Here is a 26,661-nt window from a genome sequence, read left to right as displayed (position 1 = left end):
CGGTGCTGGCGGTGCTGGCGGTGCTGGCGGTGCTGGCGGTGCTGGCGGTGCTGGCGGTGCTGGCGGCGTTGGCGGTCATGGCAACGGCGGCCACGGCAACGGTGGCGGCAACGGCAATGGCAACGGCAGTGGCGGCGGCGGCAACGGCGGCGCCAACGGCGTCGGCAATGGCAACGGCGGTCACGGCAACGGCGGGTCGGGCAGCCACGGCCACTGATCCGCGGCGCCGTCCGGCGCCATCGTGGTCAGAGCATTTCGAGCGCGCGCTTGCTGCGCGGTGGACGGAAGTACGCGTCCAGCTGCGCGCGCTCGTCATCGCTCAACACGAGATCGAGCGCGGCGCGGTTGTCGCGCACGTGCTCGATCCGCGCCGCCTTCGGGATCGCGAACACGTCGGGCTGCGCGAGCACCCAGGCCAGCGCGACACGCATCACCGACACGCCGCGCACGCGGGCGATTTCGTCGAGCGGCGAATGTTTCGGCAGACGCGCATGATCGACCGGGCTGTACGCCATCGCCGGAATCCGGCGCGCCGCGAGCCACGGCAGCAGATCGAACTCCGGCCCGCGCCGCACGATGTTATAAAGGATCTGATTGGTCGCGCACGCCGCGCCGCCCGCCTCGTCGACGAGCTCCTGCATGTCGGCCGTATCGAAGTTGCTCACGCCCCAGTGGCGGATCTTGCCGGCGCGGCGTAGCGCGTCGAAGCCCTCGACCGTCTCCTCGAGCGGCACCGAGCCGCGCCAGTGCAGCAGATAGAGATCGATGCGATCGGTGCGCAGGCGCTTGAGGCTCGCTTCGCAAGCGGCCACGACACCCCGGCGGCTCGCATGATGCGGATACGCCTTGCTGACGAGAAACACGTCGTCGCGCAAGCCGTCGAGCGCGTGGCCGACGAGTTCTTCGGTCGCGCCGTCGCCGTACATCTCGGCGGTATCGATCAACGTCATGCCGAGCGCAATGCCCTCGCGCAGCGCGGCAATTTCGTCCGCGCGCCGGGACGCGCGCTCGCCCATCTCCCACGTCCCCTGCCCCAGCTTCGGGATCGCCTCGCCGTCGGGCAGGACGACCGTGGCGATCGTGTCCTTCATCATGCGTTCCTCGCTGCAAATTCGTGGCCGTGCGTGGCCGCGCGCGGTGTCGGTGGTACGGAATGCGACACATCAGTGTAGCCATTCGGCGCGGCGCGCGACTGCCGTGCGACAAAAACCGGCTATAACGGCGCCGCATGATGACTTAGAATGGCCGCAACCTGATCGATACCCATTCCATGAAGTCAACGACGGACGACCGCTGGCAGGACCTGCGCCCCGACCCCGACAACGATACCCCGCTCTATCTGCAGCTCGCCCGCAAGCTCGGCGACGCGATTCACGACAACCGCTGGAGAGCCGGCGAGGCGCTGCCGTCCGAACGCGTGCTGTCGGAAGCGCTCGGCGTGTCGCGCATCACCGCGCGCAAGGCGATCTCGCTGCTCGTCGAACAGGGGCTGATCCGGCGCACGCAAGGCGCGGGCAATTTCATCCAGTTGCGCTACGAGGATCCGCTGTCGCGCCTGTCGAGCTTCAGCGAGATGCTCGAACGGCGCGGCTTCAAGCCGAGTTCGCAGTGGCTCTCACGCGAGATCCAGCCCGCGAGCCGCGACGAAGTGATCCAGCTCGGGCTGTCGCCGGCCGCGTCGGTTACACGATTGAAACGTCTGCGCCTCGCCGACGGCATCGTGATGGCCGTCGAGAACTCGACGTTTCCCGCGACGCTGATCCCCGATCCGCAGGCGATCGGCGATTCGCTGTACAGCTACCTCGAAGCGCGCGGCACGCCGATCGTGCGCGCGCTGCAGCACTTCCGCGCGGTGAACGCGACCGACGAGATCGCTCAGCAGATGAGCATCGCGCCGCACGACGCGCTGCTGCTGATCACGCGGATCGGCTACACGGCCGACCAGCGCGCGATCGAGCTGACCGACACCTACTGCCGCAACGACTACTACGACTTCGTCGTCGAACTGCGCAAATAACCCGCTCCCCCGCGCGAGCGCCCTTTAGTCGATCCAGCGCGCTTCGTCCGCGCCGAGCGGCACGGGCGGCAATGCGAAGAACGGCGGCGTCGCCGACAGCCGTTCCGCCGGACGCACCGCATCGACGACGCCGAACGGCGACGCGATCCGGTCGAGCCGGTCGCGCGCGTCGGCGGGCGTAATCTCGGGCGCGTGCGCGCCGTCCGGCACGAGGCCGAACGACTGCAGCCAGCGGCCGGTCTGCGCGAGCGACAGCCGCACTTGCCAGTTGCCGCCTTCGCGCGCGCGGCGCGCCAGCGCAATCATCGCGCCGAACGCCGCGAGATAGCCGGTCGCATGATCGAGCGCCTGGCACGGCAGGTGACGCGGCGCGTCCGCGTGCGCCGCCTGCCGCTCGCGCCATGCGATCCCGCTCGCGGACTGCACGAGGCTGTCGAAGCCGCGCCGCCGCGACCACGGCCCCGCATGCCCGTACGCGGAAATCGACACGCACACGATGCCCGGCCGCAGCGCCGCCAGCGCGTCCGGCGAAAAGCCGCGCGAGGCGAGCGCGCCGGGACGGTACGCGTCGACGAACACGTCCGCCTGCCGCACGAGCCGCTGCAGCGCGTCGACGCCCGCGGCGTCGCGCAGATCGAGCCACGCGGACCGCTTGCCGCGCCCGTTGTCGATCACGAGCGGCGCGATGTTCGGCAGATGCGGGCCATTGACGAGCAGCACCTGCGCACCATGCGACGCGAGCGTGCGGCCGGCGACCGGGCCCGCGATGATGCGCGTGAGATCGAGCACGCGCACGCCCGCGAGCGGCCGGCTCGCGTCGCCGCCGCCGAGCGCCTGCACCGGCGCGTCGCCGATCCGTTCGATCTCGAACAGCGGCAGCGCCGCGAGCGCGCGCGCCTGCTCGTGCGCCGCCCATTCGTCAGGTGTTCTGATCAGCGCCGCGCACAGGCCCGCGTCCGCGAGTGCGGCGTCGAGCGTCTCGGCGTCCCGCGTGCGGATCGCCGCCGCGACCTCCTCCCGGCGCTCGCCGCAGCCGAGCACGCCGAGTATCCCGCGCAGGTGATGCGGGAAGTTCGCGTGCAGCTGGATCCAGCGCGCATCGCGCGTCTCGTAGAAGCCCGTCACCGGATGGCGCAGCTCGGGCGGCGGACCGTCATCGACGCGCAGGTAGCGTTCGCTGCGAAACGCGACGAGCGCGTCGCGCACCGACACGTCGACGCGCTGCGCGACGCCCGTGCGAAGCCGATGGCACTCGGCGGCCGCCAGCCCGGCCGCCGCGATCGACGCCGCGGCCAGCGTGCCGACATGGAACGCCGACGGCAGCGCCGGATCCTGCCCGTCGATCGCGACGCGCGCGAGCGCGCCGGGCTCGCCGTGCGCGAGCTGCCAGAGATGCGTCAACGCGAGCCTGGGCGTCATGATCGGTCGCCTCGCGGAAAGGGAATGTCGAATCGAGTCTAGAATTCGCCGCAGGCGCGATCAACCTTGATCGCACATCCCGCCATCACGATCGACCAGGAGCGATCCGCGTGACGTCTCTCAGCGCCCCCGAAGCCGCCGACGTACTGGGTGTCAGCGTGAGCACCCTCTATGCGTACGTGAGCCGCGGCCTGCTGCGCTCGCTGCCCGACGGCGGCAGCAAGCGCCGCCGCTACGACGCGGACGAAGTGCGCCTGCTCGCGCGCCGCCGCGCCGATGCCAAGCGCGCGGGCGGCGTCGCCGAACGCTCGCTCGACTGGGGCGTGCCGGTGCTCGAATCGCGCATCACGCAGATCGCCGACGGCCGCCTGTTCTATCGCGGCGCCGACGCGACCGCGCTCGCCGCCGATGCGACGCTCGAAGCCACCGCCGCGCGGCTCTGGGACTGCCCGCCCGCACGGCTTGCCGCAGCACCCGCGACCGACGGCTTCGACACCGCGCAGTGGCAGGACTGGGCGCGCCCGTGGGCGCATCTCGCGCCGCTCGAGCGCACGCTCGTGCTGCTGCCGGCCGCGGCCGCGTCGATCCCCCGCATCCGGGCGCAGGGGCGCGAAGCGCAGCTCGATACCGCCGCGCTGCTGCTGCGCGTCGCGACCGCCGCGCTCGCCGGCATCGCGCCCGGCAACGCGCCGCTGCACCGCCAGTTCGCCGACGCGTGGCAGGTGCGCGGACGCGGCGAGGCCGACCTGCTGCGCCGGGCGCTCGTGCTGTGCGCGGATCACGAACTGAACCCGTCGACGTTCGCGGTGCGCTGCATCGCGTCGACCGGCAGCCACCTGTTCGGCGCGATCGCGGGCGGGCTCGCGGCGCTGGCCGGCCCGCGCCACGGCGGCGAGACGTTCCGGGCCGGCACCCTGCTCGACGAAGCGGCCCGCGCCGCCGACCCGGATCGCTATCTGGCGTTCCGCCTCGCGCACGACGAACGCGCCGCCGGCGGCCGCGCGGCGCTGTCCGGCTTCGGCCATCCGCTCTATCCGGCCGGCGACCCGCGCGCGCAGGCGCTGCTCGGCGCGCTGCAGGCCGCGGTGCCTGACCGCCCCGCGCTGCGCGCGGCGCTCGCGCTCGCCGCGCGCGTCGAAGCGGCAACCGGGCAGCGGCCGACGATCGACTACGCGCTCGCGGCACTCGAACGCACGCTCGCGCTGCCCGACGGCGCCACGTTCACGCTGTTCGCAGCCGGCCGCACGGCCGGCTGGATCGCGCACGCACTCGAACAGTACGCGGACGGCAAGCTGATCCGGCCGCGCGCACGCTACGTCGGCAGCGACGCGCCGGCCTGACGGCGGCGCCCGCGCCACGCGGCCAGGCGCTGCCGCAGCGCCGTGGCAAACGACGCCGCCCGGTCATCCGCGCGGCTCAGCGTGAAGCGCGCCCCACGCGATCCGGCGCTGACCCAGATTTGCGCGCCGGGCCCGAGCGCGAGCCTGTCGCCGGGCCGCAGCCAGTAATCGGCGGGCTCGCCGTCGATCGTCAGCCACACTTCACCCGCCGTGACGCGCAGCACGCTGCGGCGGGCCAGCCGCCACCGCCCGGCAGGCTCGTCGGCATCCAGTTCGTAGAGTCGTAGTTCACGCATGGCCCGCTCCCGGTCGTGGTCGATCGCACCCGTCCAGTATCCGGACAGCGGCAGCACGCTCACAGATACGCCCGCAGACACTTTCGGCTGAACTGTACCGGTCCATCGGGCGACGCACCTCCGCCCGTGCCCGCGGGCCGCTCGGCACACGGGGTCGGAACTGCGCGGCGCAGCGGCTTTCCCTACAATGTCGGCTGTCCTGCGTTCACGCGGCGCCGCCCGCGTGCCCACGTTTCAACATTCGCCCGCCGCCCATGTTTCAACGCCCGCCCGCCGCCGCCCCCGGCGAAAAGAACCTCACCGTGATGCTCTGGCTCGTCGCGACGGGCTTCTTCATGCAGACGCTCGACGCGACGATCGTCAACACTGCGCTGCCGTCGATGGCGGCGAGCCTCGGCGAATCGCCGCTGCGGATGCAGTCGGTCGTGATCGCGTATTCGCTGACGATGGCGGTGATGATCCCGGTGTCCGGCTGGCTCGCCGATACGCTCGGCACGCGGCGGGTGTTCTTCAGCGCGATCCTGGTCTTTTCGCTGGGCTCGCTGCTGTGCGCGAACGCGCACACGCTGCCGCAGCTCGTCGCGTTCCGCATCGTGCAGGGGATCGGCGGCGCGATGCTGCTGCCGGTCGGACGGCTCGCGGTGCTGCGCACGTTCCCGGCCGAGCGCTACCTGCCGGCGCTGTCGTTCGTCGCGATTCCGGGCCTGATCGGCCCGCTGATCGGCCCGACGCTCGGCGGCTGGCTCGTGAAGGTCGCGTCATGGCACTGGATCTTCCTGATCAACGTGCCGGTGGGCGTCGCGGGCTGCATCGCGACCTGGTATTCGATGCCCGACGCACGCAATCCGGCAGTCGGCCGCTTCGACCTGAAGGGCTATCTGCTGCTGACGATCGGCATGGTCGCGATCTCGCTGTCGCTCGACGGGCTCGCCGACCTCGGCATGCAGCATGCGGCCGTGCTCGTGCTGCTGATCCTGAGCCTCGCGTGCTTCGTCGCCTACGGGCTGTACGCGGTGCGCGCACCGCAGCCGATCTTCTCGCTCGAGTTGTTCCGGATCCACACGTTCAGCGTCGGCCTGCTCGGCAACCTGTTCGCGCGGATCGGCAGCGGCGCGATGCCGTACCTGATCCCGCTGCTGCTGCAGGTGAGCCTCGGCTACACCGCGTTCGAGGCGGGCCTGATGATGCTGCCGGTCGCGGCGGCCGGGATGTCCTCGAAGCGCCTCATCACGCGCCTCATCATGAAGCACGGCTACCGCAACGTGCTGCTCGCGAACACGGTCATGGTCGGCGTGATGATGGCGAGCTTCGCGCTGATGCACGATGCGATGCCCGTGTGGCTCAAGGTCGCGCAGCTCGCGCTGTTCGGCGGCTTCAATTCGATGCAGTTCACCGCGATGAACACGCTGACGCTGAAGGATCTCGGCACCGGCGGCGCGAGCAGCGGCAACAGCCTGTTCTCGCTCGTGCAGATGCTGTCGATGAGCCTCGGCGTGACGGTCGCGGGCGCGCTGCTCGCGACCTTCACCGGGATGCTGCGCACCGTGACGCCGAGCAACACGCTGCCCGCGTTCCACGCGACCTTCATCTGCGTCGGCGTGATCACCGCGGGGTCGGCGTGGATCTTCGCGCAGCTCGCGCCGGAGATTCGCGGCTCGGCACGCAAGACCGATCCGTCCGAGCGCGCATGACGCGGGCCGGCGCGCCCCGGTTCGGACGGCGCACCGGCATGCGGCGCACCACAACGGTGCAACCGGCCCGGCCGACGCGCATGCGCGCACCGCGTCAGCGGGCCGCACCGGCCGCGCGATTGCGCACGCTTCTTGCTCGCCTATTCTGTAGGTAAACTGGCAGCCTCCCCGGCCGACATCATGATGAGCATGATCGACATCGATCCCCCCGGCTTTCAGCCGCCCCGCCCCGTCGCCGGCGACGACGGCAACCGGCGCACCGTGCTGTACGGCGGCTACACCGTCTTCAGCGTGTTCCAGCCGGTGTTTTCCGTGTCGCACCGGCGCGCGATCGGCTATCACGCGTCGCTGCGCGCGCACGACGAGGAAAGCCGCCAGGTCGCGTCGCACGAGGTCTTCACGCAGGCCGCGCGGCGCGGCGACCTGCTCGAGCTCGGCCGGCTCGCCGAATCGCTGCACCTCGGCAACTTCCATGCGTTCGACAGCCACGACGAATGGCTCTTCCTGAGCCTGCATCCCGCGGCGCTGATGGACACCGTCTACGGCGACGCGCTGCTCGCGAACCTGAAGGCGCTCGGCCTGCCGCCGCACCGCGTGGTGCTCGAGGTGCCCGAGCAGGCCGGCGGCGAGACGCCGCGCTATGCGGCGATCGTCGACGGCCTGCGCAAGGCCGGCTTTCTGATCGCGCTCGGCGGCTTCGGCGCGAAGCACTCGAACATCGACCGCGTCTGGCACCTGCACCCCGACATCGTCTCGCTCGACCGCGGCATCCTCGCGCAGGCGAGCGAGCATTCGCATCTCGAACGGGTGCTGCCGGGGCTCGTGTCGCTGCTGCACGAATCCGGCCAGCTCGTGCTGATGGGCGGCCTCGCGACCGAGCGCGACGCGCTGATCGCGCTCGAATGCGACGTCGATTTCGTGCAGGGCCAGTACTTCGCGGGCCCGAGCGTCGAGCCGGTGCAGCCGCAGGCCGCGGCGGGCTGCATGGATACGCTGTCGGCCGCGCTGCGCCTGCGCGTGGCGGAACGCGAGCGCTCGCAGGCGATGCGGCTCGCGCCGTACGTCGCCGCGCTCGAGGAAGCCGGCACGAAGCTCGGCGCGGGCGACACGCTCATCGACGCGGCCGCCGCGGTGCTCGGCCTGCCCGAGACCGCGCGCTGCTTCCTGCTCGACGCGTCCGGGCGGCAGATCGGCGACAACGTGCTCGCGCGCGGCAGCGTGTCGCAACGCGCGAAACGTTTCCGTCCGCTGCTGCACTCCGAAGGCGCGAGCTGGGAGCGCCGCCCGTACTTCATCCACGCGATGCGCACGCCGGGCCGCGTGCACCTGACGCCGCCCTATCTGTCGATCAACGAAGCGCACCTGTGCGTGACCGCATCGATCGCCGCGCCCGTCGCCGGCGGAATGCAGGTGCTCTGCGTCGACATCAACTGGGAAGCGGCCGCGCACCGCGACTGACGCCCGGAACGCCGCGCGCGCGTCACGCGAACCTGCGTCAGGCCGCCCCGTCCGTCCTGCGGACGATCAGCCGGTGCACGCGCTTGCCCGACGACGCGCTGACGACTTCATGCTCGTCGATCACCTGCACGCCGCCGCCGAGCGCTGCGCGCATCCGGGCGCCGTCGAGCGCCGTGTACAGGCGCCCGTGCTCGTCGCGCAGCGACCCGCTGCCGGCGACCCGCCAGCTCATGTACAGCGTGCCGCCCGGCGCGAGCAGCTCGACGAGCCGCGTGACGGCGGCCGCCGCCTCGACGTGATCGAGGTGCATCACCACGGTCTCGCACAGCACGTTGCGGAACGCGCCGGACGGCACGCCGGGAAGCGCCGGCAGCGCCGCCTGCTCGAAGCGCAGGCCGGGATGGCGGCGGCGCGCCTCGTCGAGCAGCGCCGCGCTCGCGTCGTAGCCGCGCACGTCGAAGCCGCGGGATTCAAGCCAGGCCGTATCGCGTCCCGCGCCGCAGCCGACGTCCGCCGTCGGTCCCGGCGCGAAATGCTGTTCGAGGAGCGCATACATGTCGTCGGGCGGCCCCTCGTCGAGCCAGAGCTGTGCATAGTCGGCGGCGTAGGTGTCGTACGCGTCGAGTGTCGGGCGATCCACCATGGCGATTGCGCTCCGCAATGACGTCACATGACGCCAATCCCATCTTAGTCATTGCACGGCGTCACATCGGCACGCAATCGTTTGGCGGCACGCGCTCGCTCCGCCAGCGCGGCCCACAGCGCGTCGCCGCGCCAGCGCGGGCCGCTGCGCGTCGGCCGCCGCGGCAATGTCCGTGTCGAACGCGACGTCCCCCGGCGCACACTGCGCGCGATACCCGCGCCGATCCGACAGCGTGAGCCCGTGGTTCCGGATCGCGTCGCCGATCCGCGCGCGGCCGATCAACGTGACGGGCTGCCCTGCCGCCGCGAGCCGGCCGCCGACGTAGCAGCCGGGCGCGCCCGCGCCGACCACGCAGATGCGCGCCATCGGCCGTTCAGACATGCGCGTCGTGCGCGCCGCCGTGCACGGGCCCGGCCCGCTCCTCGACCGCACGTCGCACCTCGCCGCGCAGCCCCGCGAAGAACGCGACCTCGGCGACGACGAACAGCGGCCCGACCATCAGCCCGACGAGATCGTCGACGAACGCGGGCTTGCGCCCTTCGAACCAGTGCCCGACGAACTGCACGATCCAGCCGACGACGAACGCGCCGATCCCGATGCCGAGCCATTGCGCGGTCGGCAGCGCGGCGAGCGTCTGCCCGGCCCACAGGCCGAGCGCGAACAGCACCGTCATCACGGCGCCGAAGCGCAGGTCGACGCGCAGGTAGAACACGACGAACGCGATCGTGAGCAGCAGCGCCGGCGACAGCGCGATGCCCGCCGGCGCGCCGAACGCGGGCCGCGACAGCAGCACCTCGACCGCGAACACGATCACCGGGATGCCGACCAGATGCGTCGCGATGTTGCGTGCGTCGCGGTGATAGGCCGCGTACCGGGAAAGATGGTCTTCAAGGGTCTTCATCGCGTCTCCTCGTCGTTCGATGCGCGCTATGATGCCCGTCACGCCCGAGAACCTCTGTCGGCTACCCGACATCGCGCCGCCCATGCCCGAGTCCTTCGACCCCGAGCCTTTCGACCCCAGGTCTTTCGACGGATACCTGCCGCAACTCGACGCGCACCCGTGGTTCGCCGCGCTGCCGCCGGCACTGCGCGCGGCGTTGCTCGCGCGCGCCGCGCTGCGCCGCCTGCCGGCCGGCCACGCGCTGTTCCGCCGCGGCGACCCGCCGTGCGGGCTGTACGCGGTGCTGAGCGGCTCCCTCACGATAGGCGCGGTCGATCTGCACGGCAAGGAGGCGCTGCTGACGGTCGCCGAGCCGGTCACGTGGTTCGGCGAGATCGCGCTGTTCGACGGCCGGCCGCGCACGCACGACGCGATCGCGCTCGACGACACGCTGCTGCTGCACGTGCCGCAGGCGGCGCTGCTTGCGATCCTCGACGCGACGCCGCAATACTGGCGGCAATTCGCGCTGCTGATGGCGCAGAAGCTGCGGCTCAGCTTCCTGACCGTCGAATCGATGAGCGTGATGCCGGCCGCGCAGCGGCTCGCCGCGCGCCTCTTGATGATCGCCGACGGCTACGGCGGGATCAGCGCCGGCCGCACGCGCATCCGGCTGTCGCAGGAAAAGCTCGCGGCGATGCTGTCGCTGACGCGGCAGACCACGAATCAGTTGCTGAAATCGCTGGAGACGGACGGCGTGGTGCGGCTGCACGTCGGCGAGATCGAACTCGTCGACGTCGACGCGCTGCGGCGCGCAAGCGGGCTGCCGGGCTGAGAAGCCGCCGGCGCGCCGCGCCCGTCACGACCGCCCGGGCGACCCGCGCCACGCGACGCCGTCGCCGCGCGACGCATCCCCACGCCGGCCCGCCCTCATCAACAGCGCCGCGCCGACGCAACCGAACAGCGCGAGCGTCAGCATGCCGGCCTGCGGATGCCCGGCGACGCGCTCCGCGACGCTCTTCAGGTTCGGCGCGACGAAGCCGCCGAGATTGCCGACCGAGTTGATGAACGCGATCCCGCCCGCCGCGGCCGCGCCGCCCAGGTAGCCGGTCGGCAAGGTCCAGAACAGCGGCTGCACCGCGACGAACCCGGTCGCGGCCACGCAGAACGCCACCAGCACGACCGGCAGCGACGTGCCGAGCGCCGACGCGGCGATGCCCGCCGCCGCGAGCGCCAGCATCGCGGCCGCCCACGCACGGTGCCGGCCCGAGCGGTCCGCGCGCCGCGTGACGACGAACGTGCCGGCGATCGCCGCGCACCACGGGATCGCGGTCAGGAAGCCCACCGCCGTGCCGACGTGGCCGCCCGTCAGCCCGGCGATGCGCGTCGGCAGGTAGAACACGACGCCGTACACGCTGACCTGGATCGCGAAATAGATTGCGCTGAAGAACAGCACGCGCGGGTCGCGCAGCGCCGCCGCCACCGACGCCGGGCCGTGCGCGCGCTTGTGCGCGTCCTCGTCGCCGAGCGTCGCCGCGAGCGCCGCGCGCTCGTCGGCCGACAGCCAGCGCGCGTCGGCGGGCCGGTCGGTCAGGTAGAAAAACGCGATCACGCCGACCATCGATGCCGCGAGCCCCTCGACCGCGAACATGCCCTGCCACGGATGCAGGCCGAACGGCATCGGCAGGTCGAGCAGCCAGCCGGACACCGGGCTGCCGAGCACGAGCGCGAGCGGCAGCCCGAAGTAGAACAGGCCCATCGCCTGCGCGCGGATCCGCGCCGGAAACCAGTTCGACAGGAACAGGATGATGCCGGGAAAGAAGCCCGCTTCCGCGATGCCGAGCAGCACGCGCAGCAGGTAGAAGCTCGCCGCGTCGTGCACGAACGCCGTGCACGCGGACACGAGGCCCCAGGTGAGCATGATGCGGCTCATCCACACGCGCGCGCCGAAGCGGTGCATCAGCAGGTTGCTCGGGACTTCGAACAATGCGTAGCCGACGAAGAAGATGCCGGCGCCGAACGCGAACGCCGCGTCGCTCAGGCCGGTGTCGGCTTGCAGCACGCTCTTCGCGAAACCGACGTTCGCGCGATCGACGAACGCGAGCACGTACATCAGCACGAGGAACGGCAGCAGGCGGGCGCGAGCCTTGCGGGTGGCGGCATCCAGTGCCGGCGATGCGTTGACGGTTGGCAGGTTCATCGATGTCGTCTCCCGTTCAGTGTCCTGACGGACCGGCCAGTTCGAAAGCCGCGTCGTCCGCGTTCGCGCGCGCGTCGTCGCGCAGCGGCAGGTCGGGCCGCATGAAGAAGGTCATCACGATGCCGAGCACGAGCAGCGCGATCGAACCCGCGAACGGCAGCGTCCAGCTGCCGGTGCGGTCGACGACGAAGCCGAACACGATCGGCGTGAAGATGCCCGCGATCGCCGAGCCCGCGTTCACGAGGCCGCTCGCGACGCCGACGTGCCGCGGCGTGATGTCCATCGGCACCGCCCAGATCGGCCCGATCGTCATCTCGAGGAAGAAGAACGACAGGCTCATCGACGCGGCCGTCACGGTCAGCGACTTCGCGAACAGCACCGGCGCGAGGAACACGAGCGCGCCGGCGAACGCGACGATGATCACGTTGCGGCGCGCGGCGACGACGTTGCCGGTGCGCTTCAGCACGCGATCGCTGAACACGCCGCCCGCCGTGTTGCCGACGACGCCCGACAGGAACACGCCGGCCGAGAACAGCGCGGATTGCTTCAGATCGAGGCCGCGCCCGTGCATGAAGAAGGTCGGCAGCCACGTGAAGAACAGCCAGCCGGTCCAGCCGTAGCAGAAATAGACGACCATCGTCGGCGCGATGCGGGCGAGCAGCCGCCGCCACGGCGTGCGTGCATGCGCGTGCGAGTCGGCCGCGGCGCGGGCCGGCGGCAGGTCGGCCGCTTCGTCGGCGGACATGTGGCGGTGCCGGCGCGGATCGTCGGCGAAGTACCACGCGTAGACGATCACCCATACCGCGGTGAGCGCGCCCGCCGCGACGAACGACGCGCGCCACGATGCGATCGCGACGACGAACGCGACGAGCGGCGGCGTCACCGCGTTGCCGAGCCGCGAGAATGAATGCGTGAGCCCCTGCACGAAACCGCGCCGGCCGGCGGGGAACCAGTTGGTCAGCGCGCGGGCCTGCGCGGGCAGCGCCGCGCCCTCGCCGATGCCGAGCAGCATGCGCGCGCCGAACAGCGACACGAGGCCGCCGGCGAGCCCGGTGGCGACGGTCGCGACGATCCAGATCGTCGCGCAGGCGATCAGCGTGCGCTTCGCGCCGTAGCGGTCGCTCGCCCAGCCGCCGAGCACCTGGCAGATCGCATACGTGTACGCGAATGCCGCGAACACGAGGCCGACGCCGGTATTGGACAGATGCAGGTCGTCGCGGATCACGCCGGCGGACGCCGACAGGTTCACGCGATCGAGGTACATGATGAACGACATCGCGCACATCAGCGCGAGGACCGACCGACTGACGCGGGGGCGTCGAAACATGGTGTCTCCTCCAGGCGCGGCGCGCGGCCCCGTGGCCGGAGTATCGATGCGCGCCGTCATTCGTGTCACGAATTGCTGGAGAACGAGTGTCGGAGCCGGGCCGTCGAGCGTCTATTGAATTTATGGCATCGACTGATTGCCTCCGGTTATAAGGCCCGGCCGGCTTTCGGCCGCACGGCGGCCGAAAAAGCAAAAAGCCCTCGTCGGGAGGGCTTTTTGCGGGATGCCGCGCGCCCGGTGCGGGGGCGCGGCGAAGGTGTCGGTGACTTACGCGAAGTTCTTCGCGGCGAAGTCCCAGTTCACGATGTTCCAGAACGCTTCGACGAACTTCGGACGCGCGTTGCGGTAGTCGATGTAGTACGCGTGCTCCCACACGTCGATCGTCAGCAGCGCCTTGTCGGCCGTCGTCAGCGGCGTTGCCGCGTTGCTCGTCGACACGATGTCGAGCGAACCGTCCGCCTTCTTCACGAGCCATGCCCAGCCCGAGCCGAACGTGCCGACTGCCGCCTTCGTGAAGGCTTCCTTGAACGCGTCGTACGAGCCCCACTTCGCATTGATCGCGTCGCCCAGCGCGCCCGTCGGAGCGCCGCCGCCGTTCGGCGACAGGCTGTTCCAGAAGAACGTGTGGTTCCAGATTTGCGCGGCGTTGTTGAAGATGCCGCCCGACGACTTCTTCACGATCTCTTCCAGCGACAGGTTTTCGAATTCCGTGCCCGGGATCAGGTTGTTCAGGTTCGTCACATAAGCCTGGTGATGCTTGCCGTAGTGGTACTGGATCGTCTCTTGCGAGATGGTCGGCGCGAGCGCGTCTTCAGCGTACGGGAGCGGCGGGAGCGTATGAGCCATGGCGATTCCTTCGTTGAGTATGTAGGGAGGCTGTGTTGAATGCTGCCGAGCGTCCGATTGTAGGCGAGGACGAATAACCCCGCAAACTCGCGGGCCATTTATCCGCGGTATGCGGAAAAGCGGCGTTCGCGCAGCACATCGATGCAGCGAGCAGGTTGCGTTCCCGACGCCGGACGCGCTCCGGTCGCGCGTCGCGAGGCCCGCGGCGCCCCGCACCCTGCGCCGTATCGACGTCCCGTCAGAACGTATCCGACAGCCGCGGCTGCACGTCGGCGAGCGACACGTCCGCCGAGCCTTCGGCGAGATGCACGGTCAGCCGCCGCTGCGGCTTCAGCGCGCTCGGCGCGCGCACCGCGCGGCCCGTCTGCGCATCGATGAGCGCCGCATAGCCGCGCTCGAGCGTGCGTTGCGGGCTCAGCACCTCGAGCCGCGCCGCACAGGCTGCCACGCGCGCCGTATCGCGTTCGTGGCGGCGCTGCAGCGCGACCGCAAGACGTTGCTCCAGCCCGGCGAGCACGTGGCGCGCCTGCGTCACGTCGGGCCGCGCGCGCTGCCAGCGCAATTGCGCAAGCGCGAAGCGGGCGCGCGCATCGCGCACCGGCCGCGCCGCCGCGGACGCGAGACGCACCGCGAGCTGCCCGATATGCGTGCGCTGCCGCTGCAGCCGTTCGGCCGGGCTGACGAGCCGGCGCGCAAGCCAGTCGAGCTGCTGCGCACGCTGTTCGAGCACGCGGCGCATCCCGCGCGCGAGCGCGCCCTGCCGGTCGCCCACCTCGCGCAGCAGCAGCGCGCGCTGCGGGCTCGCCAGTTCGGCCGCGCCGGTCGGCGTCGGCGCACGCACATCGGCGGCGAAATCGGCGATCGTGAAATCGGTTTCGTGCCCGACGCCGCTGACGACGGGCAGCGCGCTCGCCGCGATGGCACGTGCGAGCGCCTCGTCGTTGAACGACCACAGATCCTCGATCGAGCCGCCGCCGCGGCACACGAGCAGCACGTCGACCTCGCCCCGCGCGTTGGCGGTCTCGACCGCCGCGACGAGCTTCTCGGCCGAACCCGCGCCCTGCACGGGCGCCGGATAGACGATCACCGGCACGTGCGGCGCGCGGCGCGCGAGCGTGGTCAGCACGTCGCGCAGCGCGGCGGCCTGCAGCGACGTGACGATGCCGATCGCGCGCGGATGTGCGGGCAGCGGCCGCTTGCGCTCGGGCGCGAACAGGCCCTCCGCCTCGAGCTGCGCCTTGAGCCGCAGGAACGCCTCGTACAGACGCCCCTGCCCGGTGCGCCGCACGGCCTCGACGTTGAGCTGCACCTCGCCGCGCGGCTCGTACATCGTGACGACCGCGCGCACCTCGATCCGGTCGCCTTCGCGCGGCGTGAACTCCGCGTATTGCGCGCGGCCGCGGAACATCACGCAGCGCATCTGCGCCTGCTGGTCCTTGATCGAGAAATACCAGTGGCCGCTCGCGGCGCGCGTGAAATTCGACACTTCGCCCGCGACCCACAGCAGCGGGAACGAGCGTTCGAGCATCGTCGAAATCGCGCGGTTGAGGGCCGAGACGGGGATCACTTCGTCGCCGCCGCGCGTCGCGCCCGGCGCGGTAAATGAGGAGTCGGAAAGCATGGACGATCGGTTGAATGCTGGCGGCGACACGATAGTCCGACATCCGCCCGGCGTCCAGCAGCACCTCGTGCATTGCACAACGCGAAAAGTGTCCACACCCCGGCAATCGACTGCAAAAAACCCCGCAAAACTCCCCAAAACCCCTGACAATTTGTGGCAACACGTTGATTTTTAAAAAGTTTTAAAGCTTTGGAAATGATTCTCATCCGATTCGAAGCCCACCGGACGGGCATGTGCGGCGATCGCCCGCCGGGTTCTTCACAGAGTTATCCACAGGCTGGCGCGATCCGGCCCCGCCTGCGTCGTGACGGTGCGGCGCTTGCCGGGCCGGCGCGCCGCGCGCTAGAGTGCCGCCTTCCGCAGAACCCGCGGCTTGCGCCGCCATCCGGAGAATTCGCCTTGACGACCCCGTCCCACGCCACGCGGCGCCACACGCCGCGCGCTGACCGATGAGCACGCCCGGCGGCCCGCTCGCCCGGCTCGAGACACGCCTCACGCGCGAATGGCAGCGCCGCGGCGCGCTCGCGTGGGCGCTCACGCCGTTCGCCTGCGTGTTCGGGCTGTGCGCAGCGCTGCGCCGCACGGCCTACGCACAAGGCTGGAAGAAGCCGGTCGACGTCGGCGTGCCGGTCGTCGTGGTCGGCAACGTGACCGTGGGCGGCACCGGCAAGACGCCGACCGTGATCGCGCTCGTCGATGCGCTGCGCGCCGCCGGCTTCACGCCCGGCGTCGTGTCGCGCGGCTACGGCGCGAGCGTACGCACGCCGACCGCGGTGACGCCGGGCTCGCGCGCGAGCGAGGCCGGCGACGAGCCGCTGCTGATCGCCCGCCGCACCGATGCGCCCGTGTGGGTCTGCCCGGATCGCGTCGCGGCCGCGCAGGCGCTGCGCGCCGCGCACCCGGACGTCGACGTGATCGTCAGCGACGACGGCCTGCAGCACTACCGCCTCGCGCGCACGGTCGAGCTCGTCGTGTTCGACCACCGGCTCGGCGGCAACGGCTTCCTGCTGCCGGCCGGGCCGCTGCGCGAGCCGCTGTCGCGGCGACGCGACGCGACCCTCGTCAACGATCCGTACAGCGGCGCGCTGCCGCCGTGGCCCGACACCTACGCGCTCGCGCTCGCGCCCGGCGCCGCATGGCATCTCGACCAGCCGGCGCTGCGCCGCCCGCTGTCGCAGTTTGCCGGCGAGCGCGTGCTCGCGGCGGCCGGCATCGGCGCGCCCGAACGCTTCTTCGCGACGCTGCGCGCGGCCGGCCTCGCGCCGGCGACCCGCGCGCTACCCGACCACTATGCGTTCGCGCACAATCCATTCGACGGCGATCAGGTCGACACGATCCTGATCACCGAGAAGGATGCAGTAAAATTGGGCGCTTCCTGGCGCGACGCTCGAATCTGGGTCGTCCCTGTCGAAGCCGCGCTCGATCCTCGCCTCATTGCCCTCGTTGTGGAGAAACTCCGTGGACGCTCGCCTGCTTGAAATTCTCGTGTGCCCTATCTGCAAAGGCCCGCTCCACTATGACCGCGCCGCGCAGGAGCTGATCTGCAACGCGGACAAGCTCGCCTATCCGATCCGCGACGGCATTCCCGTGATGCTGGTCGACGAGGCGCGCCAGACCGTCGAAGGCACGCCGGTCGATCCGGCCGGCCGTTAAATCCAGCCGCTGAACCCGGCCGCTCGTCCCGGCCCCGGCGCGCGCTGCCGCCCCGTGGGCGCCGCGCACGCGCCGCCCGCCGCTTCCGTCACCCGCTTCCGCTCCGTCCGATGACTCATCCGCAGCCCTTCATCGCCGTCATTCCCGCCCGGCTCGCGTCGACCCGGCTTCCGAACAAGCCGCTCGCCGACCTCGGCGGCAAGCCGATGGTCGTGCGCGTCGCCGAACGGGCGCGCGAAGCGGGCGCACAGCAGGTGCTCGTCGCGTCCGATGCGCAGAGCGTGCTCGACGCCGCGCGCGAGCACGGCTTCGAAGCGGTGCTCACGCGCGCCGACCATCCGTCCGGCACCGACCGCCTCGCCGAAGTCGCGGCCGCGTTCGGGTGGAGCGACGACACGGTCGTCGTCAACGTGCAGGGCGACGAGCCGCTGATCGATCCGGCGCTGGTCCGCGACGTAGCGTCGCACCTGGCCGCGCATCCGGCCTGCGCGATCGCGACCGCCGCGCACCCGATCCACACGGCGGCCGACGTGTTCAACCCGAACATCGTGAAGGTCGCGCTCGACGCACGAAGCGTCGCGCTCTACTTCTCGCGCGCGCCGATCCCGTGGAGCCGCGACGCGTACCAGCCGCACTGGCCCGACGTCGCGGCGATGCCTGCGCCGGCGTTTCCGGTGTACCGGCACATCGGCCTCTACGCGTACCGCGCGCGTTTCCTGCGCACGTATCCGTCGCTCGCGCAGGCGCCGATCGAGCAGGCGGAACAGCTCGAGCAGCTGCGCGCGATGTGGCACGGCGAGCGGATCGCCGTGATGATCACCGCGCACGCGCCCGAAGCCGGCATCGATACGCCGGCCGATCTCGAACGCGTGCAGGCCCTTTTTCGGCCGGATTCAAAATAACCCGTGGCATAATCGGACGGTTGTGCGAGCCGTCCGCGACCTGCGCGTCCTCGCTTGACCCCGCCCGCGGCCCTGCCGGCAGCCGCGCGTCGCCGAGCCGACGCGCCGCGTCAGACCGGTCCCGCCGCGCGCCAGGCAAGCCCCGCGCACGCTGTTGCCGACGCCTTTGAGCCTCGCCATACGAATCTACATACTTGGAGATATCACCATGCGTTTGATCCTGTTGGGCGCGCCCGGCGCGGGAAAGGGCACCCAGGCAAACTTCATCAAGGAAAAATTCGGCATCCCGCAGATCTCGACCGGCGACATGCTGCGCGCGGCCGTGAAGGCCGGCACCCCGCTCGGCATCGAGGCGAAGCGCTTCATGGATGAAGGCAAGCTCGTGACCGACGATCTGATCATCGGCCTCGTGAAGGAGCGCCTGAAGGAAGCGGACTGCGCGAACGGCTATCTGTTCGACGGTTTCCCGCGCACGATCGCGCAGGCCGACGCGATGAAGGAAGCCGGCGTCGCGATCGACTATGTGCTGGAAATCGACGTGCCGTTCTCGGAAATCATCGAGCGCATGAGCGGCCGCCGCACGCACCCGGCGTCGGGCCGCACCTATCACGTCAAGTTCAACCCGCCGAAGGTCGAAGGCCTCGACGACGTCACCGGCGAGCCGCTGATCCAGCGCGACGACGACAAGGAAGAGACCGTCAAGAAGCGTCTCGAAGTGTACGAAGCGCAGACCAAGCCGCTCATCACCTACTACGGCGACTGGGCAGTGCGCGGCGAGGAGAACGGCCTGAAGGCGCCGCAGTACCGGAAGATCTCCGGCCTCGGCACCGTCGACGAGATCCGCGACCGTGCGTTCGACGCGCTGAAGTAAGCACCGCGTCCCGCATCGCGAAGCCGCCTGACCCAGGCGGCTTTTTTTTCGCGCCGGCGTTACCCGCACGATCGTGCGCTTTTCTCCGGCCGACGGCGGCGCCCCGTACAATCGGCCGGATCGATCGTATCCGGCCGCCCGCATGCAGGCGGGCCGGCCAGCGCTTACACCAGCAAGGAGACAGTCATGGAGATTCGCGGGAACGTCTTTCTGATCACGGGCGGCGCATCGGGCCTCGGCGCGGGCACCGCCCGGATGCTCGCGCAGGAAGGCGGCAAGGTCGTGCTCGCCGACCTCAACCAGGACGCGGGCGAGGCGCTCGCGCAGGAGCTGGGCGGCGTGTTCGTCCGGTGCGACGTGTCGCGCGAAGAAGACGCGCAGGCCGCGGTCGACGCCGCGACGCGCGCCGGCACGCTGCGCGGCCTCGTGAACTGCGCGGGCATCGCCCCCGCCGCGAAGACCGTCGGCAAGGACGGCGCGCATCCGCTCGACGTGTTCGCGAAGACGATCAACGTGAACCTCGTCGGCACGTTCAACATGATCCGCCTCGCGGCCGTCGCGATGTCGGCGAACGAGCCGAACGCGCTCGGCGAGCGCGGCGTGATCGTCAGCACCGCATCGGTCGCCGCGTTCGACGGCCAGATCGGCCAGGCCGCGTATGCGGCGTCGAAGGCGGGCGTCGCCGGCATGACGCTGCCGATCGCGCGCGACCTGTCGCGCAACGCGATCCGCGTGATGACGATCGCGCCCGGCCTGTTCGAGACGCCGATGCTGCTCGGCATGCCGAAGGAGGTGCAGGATGCGCTCGGCGCGATGGTGCCGTTCCCGCCGCGGCTCGGCAAGCCGGCCGAATACGCGATGCTGGTCCGGCAGATCGTCGAGAATCCGATGCTCAACGGCGAGGTGATCCGCCTCGACGGCGCGATCCGGATGCAGCCGAAATAACGCGCGGCCCGCGCGCCGGAAAAAAACGCCCGCCGCGCGCAATGCGCATGGCGGGCGTTTCGCATTCGGCGCGGCGCGCGCTCAGTCTTCGTCGCCGCGCTGCATCCGTTGCCGCAGCTCGGTCAGCTGCGACTCGACGACGGTCGCGTCGTCGGCGTCCGGGCGCTCGTCGAGATAATGCTCGAGGTCCTCGAGCGCCGGCCGCAGGTAGTCGAGGCGCGCATACGCGAAGCCGCGGTCGCGCACTTCGTCGGGCTGCCCCGGCAACAGGATCACGAGCCGCTGCTGCACCGCGAGCAGCCGCTGCCAGCGTTCCGTCTGCAGATAGATCGTCTTCAGGTTGCGCAGCATCCGCGCGATGATCTCGCGGCTCGTCGCCGGCTGCAGCAGCGCGCGCAACGCGCTGTCGACCGCGCCCGCCGCGCGCGCGACGTACGGCTCCAGCATCTCGACCATCTCGGCCTCGGACAGCGAATGGCCGTTGGTCGGATCGATGATCAGGTCGCCGTCCGACAGCGTCACGCGCAGCAGGAAGTGGCCCGGGAACGACACGCCCCGCGCCGGCACGCCGAGCTGCTCCGCAAGTTCGAGGTACAGCACCGACAGCGAGATCGGGATGCCGCGCCGCCGCTTCAGCACGATGTTCAGGTGGCTGTTGTCAGGATCATAGTAGTCGTTGTGATTGCACGCGAAGCCCAGTTCTCCGAAGAAGAACGCGTTCAGCGCAACGATGCGGTCCTTCAGGCTCGCGTCGTCGGGCAGCCGCCGGTGCAGGCGCGCCGCGAGCGCGTCGAGCTCGGCGAGCGTGCCCTGCAGGTCGAGGTCGGGGTACGCGTCCTGCGCGAGCGACAGCGCCGCTTCGGTGACGGGCAGGCTTTCGTCCTCCGCCACGAGCGTGCTGAAGTAATCGAGGACGCGGGTCATTGCGGTCGTCACTTGGCGCGCCTTCTGAAGTAAGCGTATTTGAAGCCCATCACCCACAACATACCGAAATATAGTGCAGCGAACAGCACGAGGCACGCGGCCATCAGCGCGATGCGCTCGAGCGGCTGCGCGCGCAGCCCGGTCCAGTCGAAGCTGATCGAGAACCAGTGCATCGTGCCCGCGAGCACGAGCGACGCGCCGGCGAGCTGCGCGAAGAAGCGCAGCCAGCCCGCCGACGGCTGGTAGATGCCGCGCCGCCGCAGGCCGATGAACAGCAGCAGCGAGTTCAGGCACGCGCCGACGCCGATGCTCAGCGTGAGGCCCGCGTGGCCGATCAGCGGCACGAATACGTAGTTCGACAGCTGCGTGACCACCAGCACGCCGACCGCGATCTTCACCGGCGTCTTGATGTCCTGCTTCGCGTAGAAGCCCGGCGCGAGGATCTTGATCAGGATGATGCCGACGAGACCGATCCCGTAGGTCGCGAGCGCGCGTGCGACCATCGTCACGGTGAACGCGTCGAACTTGCCGTAGTTGAACAGCGTCGCGGTGAGCGGCGCCGCGAAGAAGAACAGCGCGAGCGCGCTCGGCGCGGCGAGCAGGAACGTGACGCGCAGCCCCCAGTCGAGCAGCGCCGAATACTCGGTCGCGTCCGCGTCGACGTGCGCCTTCGACAGGCTCGGCAGCAGGATCGTGCCGAGCGCGACGCCGAGCAGCGCGGTCGGGAACTCCATCAGGCGGTCCGCGTAGTTGATCCACGACACCGCGCCCTGCCCGAGCCGCGACGCGATGTTGGTGTTGATGATGAGGGACAGCTGCGCGACCGACACCGCGAAGGTGGCCGGCACCATCTTCGCGAGCACGCGCTTCACGCCGCGATGCCGCAGCGCGCGCAGCGGGTTGAGCGCGACCAGCGGCACCATGTCGATCTTCTTCAGGCCCGGAAGCTGGACCAGGAACTGCAGCACGCCGCCGGCGATGACCGCCCACGCGAGCGCGTAGACCGGCACCTTCAGGTGCGGCGCGACGAACACCGCCGCGACGATGAACGCGACGTTGAGCAGCACCGGCGCGAACGCGGGCAGCGAGAAGCTCTTGTACGTGTTCAGCACGCCGGACGCGAGCGTCGTCAGCGAGATGAACACGATGTACGGGAACATGATGCGCGTCATCGTGACGGCAAGCGGGAACGCCTGCCCGTCGGTGCGCAGCCCGGACGCGACCGCGTACACGACCCACGTTGCGCCGGCGATGCCGGCCACCGACAGCACGGCGAGCGCCCACGCGAGCACGGTGGACATCGCGTCGACGAGCGCCTTCGTCGCATCGTGCCCCTGCTGGTTCTTGAACTCGGCAAGGATCGGCACGAACGCCTGCGAGAACGCGCCTTCCGCGGACAGGCGGCGCAGCAGGTTCGGGATGCGGAACGCGACGTAGAACGCGTCGGTATATTGACTGGCGCCGAACGCACGGGCGATCAGCGTCTCGCGGGCCAGTCCGGTCACGCGCGACAGCAGCGTGAAGCCGCTGACCGTCAGCAGGGCTCGGAATAGATTCATGGGGCGCTTATTATACGGACGTTGCACGACCCGGCGACGGCGCAGGCCGAAAAGGACGTCCGTTGCGCCCCTGCCCCGAGGCAACCGACGCCAAACTTGCCACGCGCTTGATTTTGTTGCTATAATCCGCCGTTTCTGAGCCTGTTGCATGCGCGGCACCTGCCGTTTTCGTGTCTCGGCCTCGGATAAAACCAACGTTTTTTATGCGCCCCTGGGCAATCGCTCTCAGGGGACGGATCGAAAAGCAGCGCTTGGCCGTCAGGCTCCAAGCTCTGGAAACAGGACAGGATAAGGAACCGTCATGGCTAACTCCGCACAAGCACGCAAGCGCGCCCGCCAGGCAGCGAAGGCAAACTCGCACAACTCGGCGCTGCGCTCGAAATTCCGTACCGCGATCAAAGCTGTTCGCAAGGCTGTCGACGCCGGCGACCAGGCAAAGGCTGCCGAGCTGTTCAAGGCTGCCGTGAAGACGATCGACACGATCGCCGACAAGAAGATCGTTCACAAGAACAAGGCCGCTCGCAGCAAGAGCCGCCTCGCCGCAGCCGTCAAGGGCCTGCAGGCAGCAGCGTAAATCTGGTGTGCCCGCCTCGCGCGGGCGCCCTGTTTCCTGCGATCGACGAAAAAGCCCGCATGCGCGGGCTTTTTTGTTTGTGATGACCCATCCTGCGACCCGCCGATGCGCGACGCGCGCGGAGGGACACACGACCGGCCGGGCGCAGCATGCGCCCGCGCGCGGTACTTACTTCTTCTCGTTGTAGTCGGGCAGTTCGCACGCCTCGGTGACGACGAGGTTGTTGTCCTTCGCGAAGTTCAGCACGAAATCGAAGGCCATCGGCTCGACGTCGCGCAGGCGGGAATCGAGAATCACGCATTTCGTGCCGCCCAGCATCGTCGGGCGCACGTACAGCGAATACTTCAGGCGCGCATTCGGACCGCTTGCACCGGGCCCGAAACATGCCATCACGCCGGCGAGGCGCTCCGACCAATCGCTCGGGCGAAACGTTTTCCCATCTTTCGTGATGCCCTGAATGAAGTACTCGGTCGGAGGGGTTTCAGCCATGTTGTTACCCAGGTGACGGCCCGGCGATGCGCAGGCGACGGCCTGGACACGCAAACACGAAGCAGGAAAATGCCGGGATGCCCGCGCCGCCTGCCCGAAGACAGGCCGTCGACACGATCCGCCCGGCACGCCGCACCGGATTTGTGCAGCGCACGGCTTGTGTCCGGCAGAGCGCGGAAATGCTTGCCTGCCGGGCTTGAGAAAACTTTTGGATTATACCGCAGCGCGCCATCGCGCGTCGTTTCGTGCCCCCTCCGCGACGCCCCGACACGGTGAGCAACCATCGCGCCCCGGTTTTCGGCGTGGCTCGTCAAAGCACAGAAAATCCTTTATGCTGCTTCGAAGTTATCCACATCCGACGGCGGCGCCGTCCGGCCCCGGCGGCCGGGTAGAACCCGCCGCATTTCGTTTCATGACCGCCAAGACCATTCGTCACTACCTGCAGTTCAAGGATTTCTCGCTGGAAGACTACGAGTACGTGCTCGAACGCACGGGAATCCTGAAGCGCAAGTTCAAGAACTACGAGACCTATCACCCGCTGCACGACCGCACGCTCGCGATGATCTTCGAGAAGAGCTCGACGCGCACGCGCCTTTCGTTCGAGGCCGGCATCTTCCAGCTCGGCGGCCATGCCGTCTTCATGAGCACCCGCGACACGCAGCTCGGCCGCGGCGAGCCGGTCGAGGATTCCGCGCAGGTGATCTCGCGGATGGTCGACATCATCATGATCCGCACGTTCGAGCAGGAGATCATCCAGCGCTTCGCCGAGAATTCGCGCGTGCCGGTGATCAACGGCCTGACCAACGAATTCCACCCGTGCCAGGTGCTCGCCGACATCTTCACGTACTACGAGCACCGCGGCCCGATCGCCGGCAAGACGGTCGCGTGGGTCGGCGACGCGAACAACATGCTGTACACGTGGATCCAGGCCGCGCAGATCCTCGGCTTCAAGCTGCGCCTGTCGACGCCGCCGGGCTACACGCTCGACATGAAGCTGGTCGCGCCGGAAAGCGCGCCGTTCTACGAAGTCTTCGACGATCCGAACGAAGCGTGCAAGGGCGCCGATCTCGTGACGACCGACGTATGGACGAGCATGGGCTTCGAGGCCGAGAACGAAGCGCGCATGCAGGCATTCGCCGACTGGTGCGTCGACGAGGAAATGATGGGCCACGCGAACCCCGACGCCCTCTTCATGCACTGCCTGCCCGCGCACCGTGGCGAGGAAGTGACGGCCGGCGTGATCGACGGCCCGCAAAGCGTGGTCTGGGACGAGGCGGAGAACCGCCTGCACGTGCAGAAGGCACTGATGGAATTCCTGCTGCTCGGCCAGCTCAAGCACTGACCGCCGCACCGCCCGACGAAGAGAAGCGCCGATCGACGATCGGCGCTTTTTCATTTGCCCGCCGGCTTCGGCACGACGACCGCGCGCACGAACCTGCCGCCCGCGTCGTGCGGCCTTGCTTCAGCCCGTCACGGGCTGCGTGGCGGCGAAGCTCGGCCGCGCCCGCATCGCCGCCTGCGCGCGCTCGATGTTCCGATACTTCTTCAACAGCTCGGCGCCCTCCGGGAACATGCCGACGTAAGCGAGGATCGGCGCGAGGAACAGGTCCGCCATCGAAAGCTCCGTACCAACCAGATAGTCGCGAGCGCCGTAGGCCGCATCGAGCACCTGCAGATGCTTGTCGATGTCGGGCAGCGCCGCGTCGATCACCGCGTGATCGGGCTGGCCGTTCTCGCATTTCGGAAACACGTACTGCAGCACATAGCGGCGCACCATCGCGTCGTACGCATGGCAATTGATCAAGCTGATCCACTGCTCGCCGCGTGCATGCGCGGTCACGCCCCATTGCGGCAGCAGGCTCGGGCCGTCGAACGCTTCGTCGATGTAGCCGAGGATCGCCCGGGTTTCGTAGAACTCGATCGGCCCGTCGCAAAATGCCGGAATGCGGCCGAACGGGTTGTGCGCGAGCACTTCCGGCGAATGCGGCGGCAGCGATTCGAGCGTGTACGCGACGCCCTTCTCCGCGAGCGCCATCCGCACCGTGCGGACATACGGGCTGCGCGGATCGCCGAACACGCGCACCGTTCCCGCGCTGCCTTGCGGGTCCAGCAGGTCGCTGAGCCGGTTGAACACCGACTGCCAGCCGCCCATGTGCGAATCGCGCGTCCGCTCGTCCGGAAAACCGCTGTGACGCATGTGCAGGTGCGTGCCGCCGTCCTGGTCGGTGAACGTGACCTCGATCAGCGTCTTGAGCTCGGGCGGCATCTCGCCCGCCTCCCACGCCCACGTGTAAGCCAGAAAATCGACGCGGTCGACTTTCTGGTATTCGCCACCCGCGACGTGCTGCGAGCCGTCGCGCCCGCCCATCACGATCCGGTACTTGCCGCCGACCCGCGCGTCGGCGCTCGCTTCGACCACGCTCATCCCGCGCGGGCAATGCCAGGCCGCCAGCGCGGTCTCGCTGGTGAACGCGTCGAACACGCGTTCGCGCGGCGCGCGGATGAAGCGGTCCATTTCCAGATGAAACGTCGCTGCTTGACTCATGGCTTCTCCTCCGGGGACGGAGCGGGTGGGCAGGCGTCGACGGCGTCGCGCTGCGCGCTCGACTGCTCGACGAACACCTTCAGACGATCGAGGCTGTCTTCCCAGAACTGACGATAGGTTTCGAGCCAGCCGTGCGCATCGCGCATCCCGTCGGCGCGCAGCCGGCAGATCCGCCAGCGCGCATCGACTTCCCGTTCGATCAGTCCCGCGTCGGACAGCACGCGCAGGTGCTTCGACACCGCCGGCGCGGAGATGTCGAACGGCCGGGCCAGCTCGCTGACGGGCGCCGCGCCCTCGGCCAGCCGCAGCAGGATCGCGCGGCGGGTCGGGTCGGCCAGTGCGGCGAACACCGCGGACAGGGAATCGGATGGGGAACGCATGACCTCATTTAACCTCAAGGTTAAATGAGAGTCAAGGAAAGGACGCGCGGGGTGAACGCGACGACCTCGATGGGAATGGACTGG

26 protein-coding genes and 2 pseudogenes are annotated in these 26,661 nt (G+C 69.7%); 12 read left to right on the top strand and 16 right to left on the bottom strand.

Annotation, left to right across the window (positions count from 1 at the left end; translation table 11 throughout):
* Positions 1 to 180 (bottom strand): annotated as a pseudogene (locus HWX31_RS14475) (hypothetical protein); the annotation flags it as partial.
* A 65-nt stretch (positions 181 to 245) separates the two neighbouring features.
* Complete coding sequence (locus tag HWX31_RS14470) at positions 246 to 1,091, bottom strand: aldo/keto reductase (protein WP_174966185.1); 846 nt, start codon at positions 1,089 to 1,091, stop codon at positions 246 to 248.
* 179 nt (positions 1,092 to 1,270) lie between these two features.
* Here HWX31_RS14470 and HWX31_RS14465 point away from each other — a divergent pair, with 179 nt between their 5' ends.
* Positions 1,271 to 2,017, top strand: coding sequence for a GntR family transcriptional regulator (locus HWX31_RS14465; RefSeq protein ID WP_174966186.1), 747 nt, complete (start codon positions 1,271 to 1,273; stop codon positions 2,015 to 2,017).
* Between the two features lie 24 nt (positions 2,018 to 2,041).
* Here the strand turns inward: HWX31_RS14465 and HWX31_RS14460 are convergent, their stop codons facing one another.
* Positions 2,042 to 3,436, bottom strand: coding sequence for a CoA transferase (locus HWX31_RS14460; protein WP_174966187.1), 1,395 nt, complete (start codon positions 3,434 to 3,436; stop codon positions 2,042 to 2,044).
* Positions 3,437 to 3,546: 110 nt separating this feature from the next.
* Here HWX31_RS14460 and HWX31_RS14455 point away from each other — a divergent pair, with 110 nt between their 5' ends.
* Positions 3,547 to 4,776 carry a citrate synthase family protein gene (locus HWX31_RS14455; protein WP_175933932.1) on the top strand — a complete coding sequence of 410 codons (1,230 nt, stop codon included), beginning with the start codon at positions 3,547 to 3,549 and terminating at the stop codon, positions 4,774 to 4,776.
* Here HWX31_RS14455 and HWX31_RS14450 read toward each other — a convergent pair.
* The gene (locus HWX31_RS14450) at positions 4,749 to 5,072 is read right to left on the bottom strand and encodes a DUF2917 domain-containing protein (RefSeq protein ID WP_174964490.1); all 324 of its coding nucleotides are present in this window, start codon (positions 5,070 to 5,072) and stop codon (positions 4,749 to 4,751) included. The two genes, HWX31_RS14455 and HWX31_RS14450, sit on opposite strands and share 28 nt — an antisense overlap.
* Positions 5,073 to 5,326: 254 nt before the next feature.
* On the opposite strand from HWX31_RS14450, the gene mdtD reads away from it, so the two are divergent.
* Both mdtD and HWX31_RS14440 read left to right on the top strand, forming a co-directional pair.
* Positions 5,327 to 6,763 carry a multidrug transporter subunit MdtD gene (gene mdtD, locus HWX31_RS14445; RefSeq protein WP_174964451.1) on the top strand — a complete coding sequence of 479 codons (1,437 nt, stop codon included), beginning with the start codon at positions 5,327 to 5,329 and terminating at the stop codon, positions 6,761 to 6,763.
* Between the two features lie 183 nt (positions 6,764 to 6,946).
* Positions 6,947 to 8,221, top strand: a complete 1,275-nt coding sequence (locus HWX31_RS14440) for an EAL domain-containing protein (protein ID WP_174964452.1) — start codon at positions 6,947 to 6,949, stop codon at positions 8,219 to 8,221.
* Positions 8,222 to 8,258: 37 nt separating this feature from the next.
* Here HWX31_RS14440 and HWX31_RS14435 read toward each other — a convergent pair whose 3' ends face one another.
* The 3 genes and pseudogenes from HWX31_RS14435 to HWX31_RS14425 all read right to left on the bottom strand — a co-directional run bounded on the left by HWX31_RS14435 (position 8,259) and on the right by HWX31_RS14425 (position 9,765).
* Positions 8,259 to 8,864: a class I SAM-dependent methyltransferase gene (locus HWX31_RS14435; RefSeq protein WP_174964453.1), complete on the bottom strand. Its 606-nt coding sequence runs from the start codon at positions 8,862 to 8,864 to the stop codon at positions 8,259 to 8,261.
* 144 nt (positions 8,865 to 9,008) lie between these two features.
* Positions 9,009 to 9,245, bottom strand: a pseudogene (locus tag HWX31_RS14430) (2-dehydropantoate 2-reductase N-terminal domain-containing protein); the annotation flags it as partial.
* Positions 9,238 to 9,765: an Mpo1 family 2-hydroxy fatty acid dioxygenase gene (locus HWX31_RS14425; RefSeq protein ID WP_174964455.1), complete on the bottom strand. Its 528-nt coding sequence runs from the start codon at positions 9,763 to 9,765 to the stop codon at positions 9,238 to 9,240. The pseudogene HWX31_RS14430 and the gene HWX31_RS14425, both read right to left, overlap by 8 nt.
* 82 nt (positions 9,766 to 9,847) lie before the next feature.
* Between HWX31_RS14425 and HWX31_RS14420 the strand changes: the two genes are divergently transcribed.
* Positions 9,848 to 10,576, top strand: coding sequence for a Crp/Fnr family transcriptional regulator (locus HWX31_RS14420; protein WP_174964456.1), 729 nt, complete (start codon positions 9,848 to 9,850; stop codon positions 10,574 to 10,576).
* A gap of 24 nt (positions 10,577 to 10,600) precedes the next feature.
* Here HWX31_RS14420 and HWX31_RS14415 read toward each other — a convergent pair whose 3' ends face one another.
* The 4 genes from HWX31_RS14415 to xseA all read right to left on the bottom strand — a co-directional run bounded on the left by HWX31_RS14415 (position 10,601) and on the right by xseA (position 15,735).
* Positions 10,601 to 11,941 carry an MFS transporter gene (locus tag HWX31_RS14415; RefSeq protein ID WP_174964457.1) on the bottom strand — a complete coding sequence of 447 codons (1,341 nt, stop codon included), beginning with the start codon at positions 11,939 to 11,941 and terminating at the stop codon, positions 10,601 to 10,603.
* A gap of 16 nt (positions 11,942 to 11,957) precedes the next feature.
* Positions 11,958 to 13,268 (bottom strand): MFS transporter, encoded by a 1,311-nt coding sequence (locus HWX31_RS14410; protein ID WP_174964458.1) that lies wholly within the window; start codon positions 13,266 to 13,268, stop codon positions 11,958 to 11,960.
* Between the two features lie 267 nt (positions 13,269 to 13,535).
* Entirely contained in the window at positions 13,536 to 14,114 is a 579-nt protein-coding gene (gene sodB / locus HWX31_RS14405) for a superoxide dismutase [Fe] (RefSeq protein ID WP_017333980.1), read from the bottom strand.
* Positions 14,115 to 14,352: 238 nt separating this feature from the next.
* The gene (gene xseA, locus HWX31_RS14400; protein ID WP_174964459.1) at positions 14,353 to 15,735 is read right to left on the bottom strand and encodes an exodeoxyribonuclease VII large subunit; all 1,383 of its coding nucleotides are present in this window, start codon (positions 15,733 to 15,735) and stop codon (positions 14,353 to 14,355) included.
* 449 nt (positions 15,736 to 16,184) lie between these two features.
* Here xseA and lpxK point away from each other — a divergent pair, with 449 nt between their 5' ends.
* The 5 genes from lpxK (at position 16,185) to HWX31_RS14375 (ending at position 20,106) form a co-directional block, all read left to right on the top strand.
* Positions 16,185 to 17,213, top strand: a complete 1,029-nt coding sequence (gene lpxK / locus HWX31_RS14395) for a tetraacyldisaccharide 4'-kinase (RefSeq protein ID WP_174964460.1) — start codon at positions 16,185 to 16,187, stop codon at positions 17,211 to 17,213.
* Positions 17,194 to 17,388: a Trm112 family protein gene (locus HWX31_RS14390; RefSeq protein ID WP_010090898.1), complete on the top strand. Its 195-nt coding sequence runs from the start codon at positions 17,194 to 17,196 to the stop codon at positions 17,386 to 17,388. Before lpxK ends, HWX31_RS14390 begins: the two co-directional genes overlap by 20 nt.
* Before the next feature lie 110 nt (positions 17,389 to 17,498).
* A complete protein-coding gene (kdsB, locus tag HWX31_RS14385; RefSeq protein WP_060308910.1) occupies positions 17,499 to 18,290 on the top strand; it encodes a 3-deoxy-manno-octulosonate cytidylyltransferase in 792 nt (263 codons plus the stop codon).
* A gap of 208 nt (positions 18,291 to 18,498) precedes the next feature.
* Complete coding sequence (gene adk, locus HWX31_RS14380) at positions 18,499 to 19,161, top strand: adenylate kinase (protein WP_174964461.1); 663 nt, start codon at positions 18,499 to 18,501, stop codon at positions 19,159 to 19,161.
* A 186-nt stretch (positions 19,162 to 19,347) separates the two neighbouring features.
* On the top strand, positions 19,348 to 20,106 hold the full coding sequence (locus tag HWX31_RS14375) for a 3-hydroxyacyl-CoA dehydrogenase (protein ID WP_059589662.1): 759 nt from the start codon (positions 19,348 to 19,350) through the stop codon (positions 20,104 to 20,106).
* A gap of 81 nt (positions 20,107 to 20,187) precedes the next feature.
* Here HWX31_RS14375 and HWX31_RS14370 read toward each other — a convergent pair whose 3' ends face one another.
* On the bottom strand, positions 20,188 to 21,030 hold the full coding sequence (locus HWX31_RS14370; RefSeq protein WP_174964462.1) for a SirB1 family protein: 843 nt from the start codon (positions 21,028 to 21,030) through the stop codon (positions 20,188 to 20,190).
* An 8-nt stretch (positions 21,031 to 21,038) separates the two neighbouring features.
* On the bottom strand, positions 21,039 to 22,589 hold the full coding sequence (murJ, locus tag HWX31_RS14365) for a murein biosynthesis integral membrane protein MurJ (protein WP_174964463.1): 1,551 nt from the start codon (positions 22,587 to 22,589) through the stop codon (positions 21,039 to 21,041).
* 301 nt (positions 22,590 to 22,890) lie between these two features.
* Between murJ and rpsT the strand changes: the two genes are divergently transcribed.
* Positions 22,891 to 23,163, top strand: coding sequence for a 30S ribosomal protein S20 (gene rpsT / locus HWX31_RS14360; RefSeq protein ID WP_006398494.1), 273 nt, complete (start codon positions 22,891 to 22,893; stop codon positions 23,161 to 23,163).
* Positions 23,164 to 23,331: 168 nt separating this feature from the next.
* Here the strand turns inward: rpsT and HWX31_RS14355 are convergent, their stop codons facing one another.
* Positions 23,332 to 23,652, bottom strand: coding sequence for a DUF3579 domain-containing protein (locus tag HWX31_RS14355; protein WP_059749658.1), 321 nt, complete (start codon positions 23,650 to 23,652; stop codon positions 23,332 to 23,334).
* Positions 23,653 to 24,064: 412 nt separating this feature from the next.
* On the opposite strand from HWX31_RS14355, the gene argF reads away from it, so the two are divergent.
* Positions 24,065 to 24,994: an ornithine carbamoyltransferase gene (argF, locus tag HWX31_RS14350; protein WP_059615985.1), complete on the top strand. Its 930-nt coding sequence runs from the start codon at positions 24,065 to 24,067 to the stop codon at positions 24,992 to 24,994.
* Positions 24,995 to 25,114: 120 nt separating this feature from the next.
* On the opposite strand, the gene HWX31_RS14345 is transcribed toward argF, so the two are convergent.
* Both HWX31_RS14345 and HWX31_RS14340 read right to left on the bottom strand, forming a co-directional pair.
* A complete protein-coding gene (locus HWX31_RS14345; RefSeq protein WP_174964464.1) occupies positions 25,115 to 26,197 on the bottom strand; it encodes an SRPBCC domain-containing protein in 1,083 nt (360 codons plus the stop codon).
* A complete protein-coding gene (locus tag HWX31_RS14340) occupies positions 26,194 to 26,577 on the bottom strand; it encodes an ArsR/SmtB family transcription factor (RefSeq protein ID WP_059615981.1) in 384 nt (127 codons plus the stop codon). The genes HWX31_RS14345 and HWX31_RS14340 overlap by 4 nt, the downstream gene beginning before the upstream one ends.
* Positions 26,578 to 26,661: the final 84 nt, after the last annotated feature.

The sequence above is a fragment of the Burkholderia ubonensis genome (genome assembly GCF_902833085.1).
GTDB lineage: Bacteria > Pseudomonadota > Gammaproteobacteria > Burkholderiales > Burkholderiaceae > Burkholderia > Burkholderia ubonensis.
This window is presented reverse-complemented; position numbering and strand designations above follow the sequence as displayed.

Excerpts from the sequence above, each read along its gene's own strand:
- lpxK (WP_174964460.1), top strand. The coding sequence starts at position 16,185 with ATGAGCACGCCCGGCGGCCCGCTCGCCCGGCTCGAGACACGCCTCACG.
- mdtD (WP_174964451.1), top strand. The coding sequence starts at position 5,327 with ATGTTTCAACGCCCGCCCGCCGCCGCCCCCGGCGAAAAGAACCTCACC.
- HWX31_RS14450 (WP_174964490.1), bottom strand. The coding sequence starts at position 5,072 with ATGCGTGAACTACGACTCTACGAACTGGATGCCGACGAGCCTGCCGGG.
- HWX31_RS14470 (WP_174966185.1), bottom strand. The coding sequence starts at position 1,091 with ATGAAGGACACGATCGCCACGGTCGTCCTGCCCGACGGCGAGGCGATC.
- HWX31_RS14355 (WP_059749658.1), bottom strand. The coding sequence starts at position 23,652 with ATGGCTGAAACCCCTCCGACCGAGTACTTCATTCAGGGCATCACGAAA.
- murJ (WP_174964463.1), bottom strand. The coding sequence starts at position 22,589 with ATGAATCTATTCCGAGCCCTGCTGACGGTCAGCGGCTTCACGCTGCTG.
- HWX31_RS14340 (WP_059615981.1), bottom strand. The coding sequence starts at position 26,577 with ATGCGTTCCCCATCCGATTCCCTGTCCGCGGTGTTCGCCGCACTGGCC.
- rpsT (WP_006398494.1), top strand. The coding sequence starts at position 22,891 with ATGGCTAACTCCGCACAAGCACGCAAGCGCGCCCGCCAGGCAGCGAAG.
- HWX31_RS14465 (WP_174966186.1), top strand. The coding sequence starts at position 1,271 with ATGAAGTCAACGACGGACGACCGCTGGCAGGACCTGCGCCCCGACCCC.
- HWX31_RS14435 (WP_174964453.1), bottom strand. The coding sequence starts at position 8,864 with ATGGTGGATCGCCCGACACTCGACGCGTACGACACCTACGCCGCCGAC.
- adk (WP_174964461.1), top strand. The coding sequence starts at position 18,499 with ATGCGTTTGATCCTGTTGGGCGCGCCCGGCGCGGGAAAGGGCACCCAG.
- kdsB (WP_060308910.1), top strand. The coding sequence starts at position 17,499 with ATGACTCATCCGCAGCCCTTCATCGCCGTCATTCCCGCCCGGCTCGCG.
- HWX31_RS14425 (WP_174964455.1), bottom strand. The coding sequence starts at position 9,765 with ATGAAGACCCTTGAAGACCATCTTTCCCGGTACGCGGCCTATCACCGC.
- xseA (WP_174964459.1), bottom strand. The coding sequence starts at position 15,735 with ATGCTTTCCGACTCCTCATTTACCGCGCCGGGCGCGACGCGCGGCGGC.
- HWX31_RS14415 (WP_174964457.1), bottom strand. The coding sequence starts at position 11,941 with ATGAACCTGCCAACCGTCAACGCATCGCCGGCACTGGATGCCGCCACC.
- HWX31_RS14370 (WP_174964462.1), bottom strand. The coding sequence starts at position 21,030 with ATGACCCGCGTCCTCGATTACTTCAGCACGCTCGTGGCGGAGGACGAA.
- HWX31_RS14410 (WP_174964458.1), bottom strand. The coding sequence starts at position 13,268 with ATGTTTCGACGCCCCCGCGTCAGTCGGTCGGTCCTCGCGCTGATGTGC.
- HWX31_RS14345 (WP_174964464.1), bottom strand. The coding sequence starts at position 26,197 with ATGAGTCAAGCAGCGACGTTTCATCTGGAAATGGACCGCTTCATCCGC.
- HWX31_RS14460 (WP_174966187.1), bottom strand. The coding sequence starts at position 3,436 with ATGACGCCCAGGCTCGCGTTGACGCATCTCTGGCAGCTCGCGCACGGC.
- HWX31_RS14420 (WP_174964456.1), top strand. The coding sequence starts at position 9,848 with ATGCCCGAGTCCTTCGACCCCGAGCCTTTCGACCCCAGGTCTTTCGAC.
- argF (WP_059615985.1), top strand. The coding sequence starts at position 24,065 with ATGACCGCCAAGACCATTCGTCACTACCTGCAGTTCAAGGATTTCTCG.
- HWX31_RS14440 (WP_174964452.1), top strand. The coding sequence starts at position 6,947 with ATGAGCATGATCGACATCGATCCCCCCGGCTTTCAGCCGCCCCGCCCC.
- HWX31_RS14375 (WP_059589662.1), top strand. The coding sequence starts at position 19,348 with ATGGAGATTCGCGGGAACGTCTTTCTGATCACGGGCGGCGCATCGGGC.
- sodB (WP_017333980.1), bottom strand. The coding sequence starts at position 14,114 with ATGGCTCATACGCTCCCGCCGCTCCCGTACGCTGAAGACGCGCTCGCG.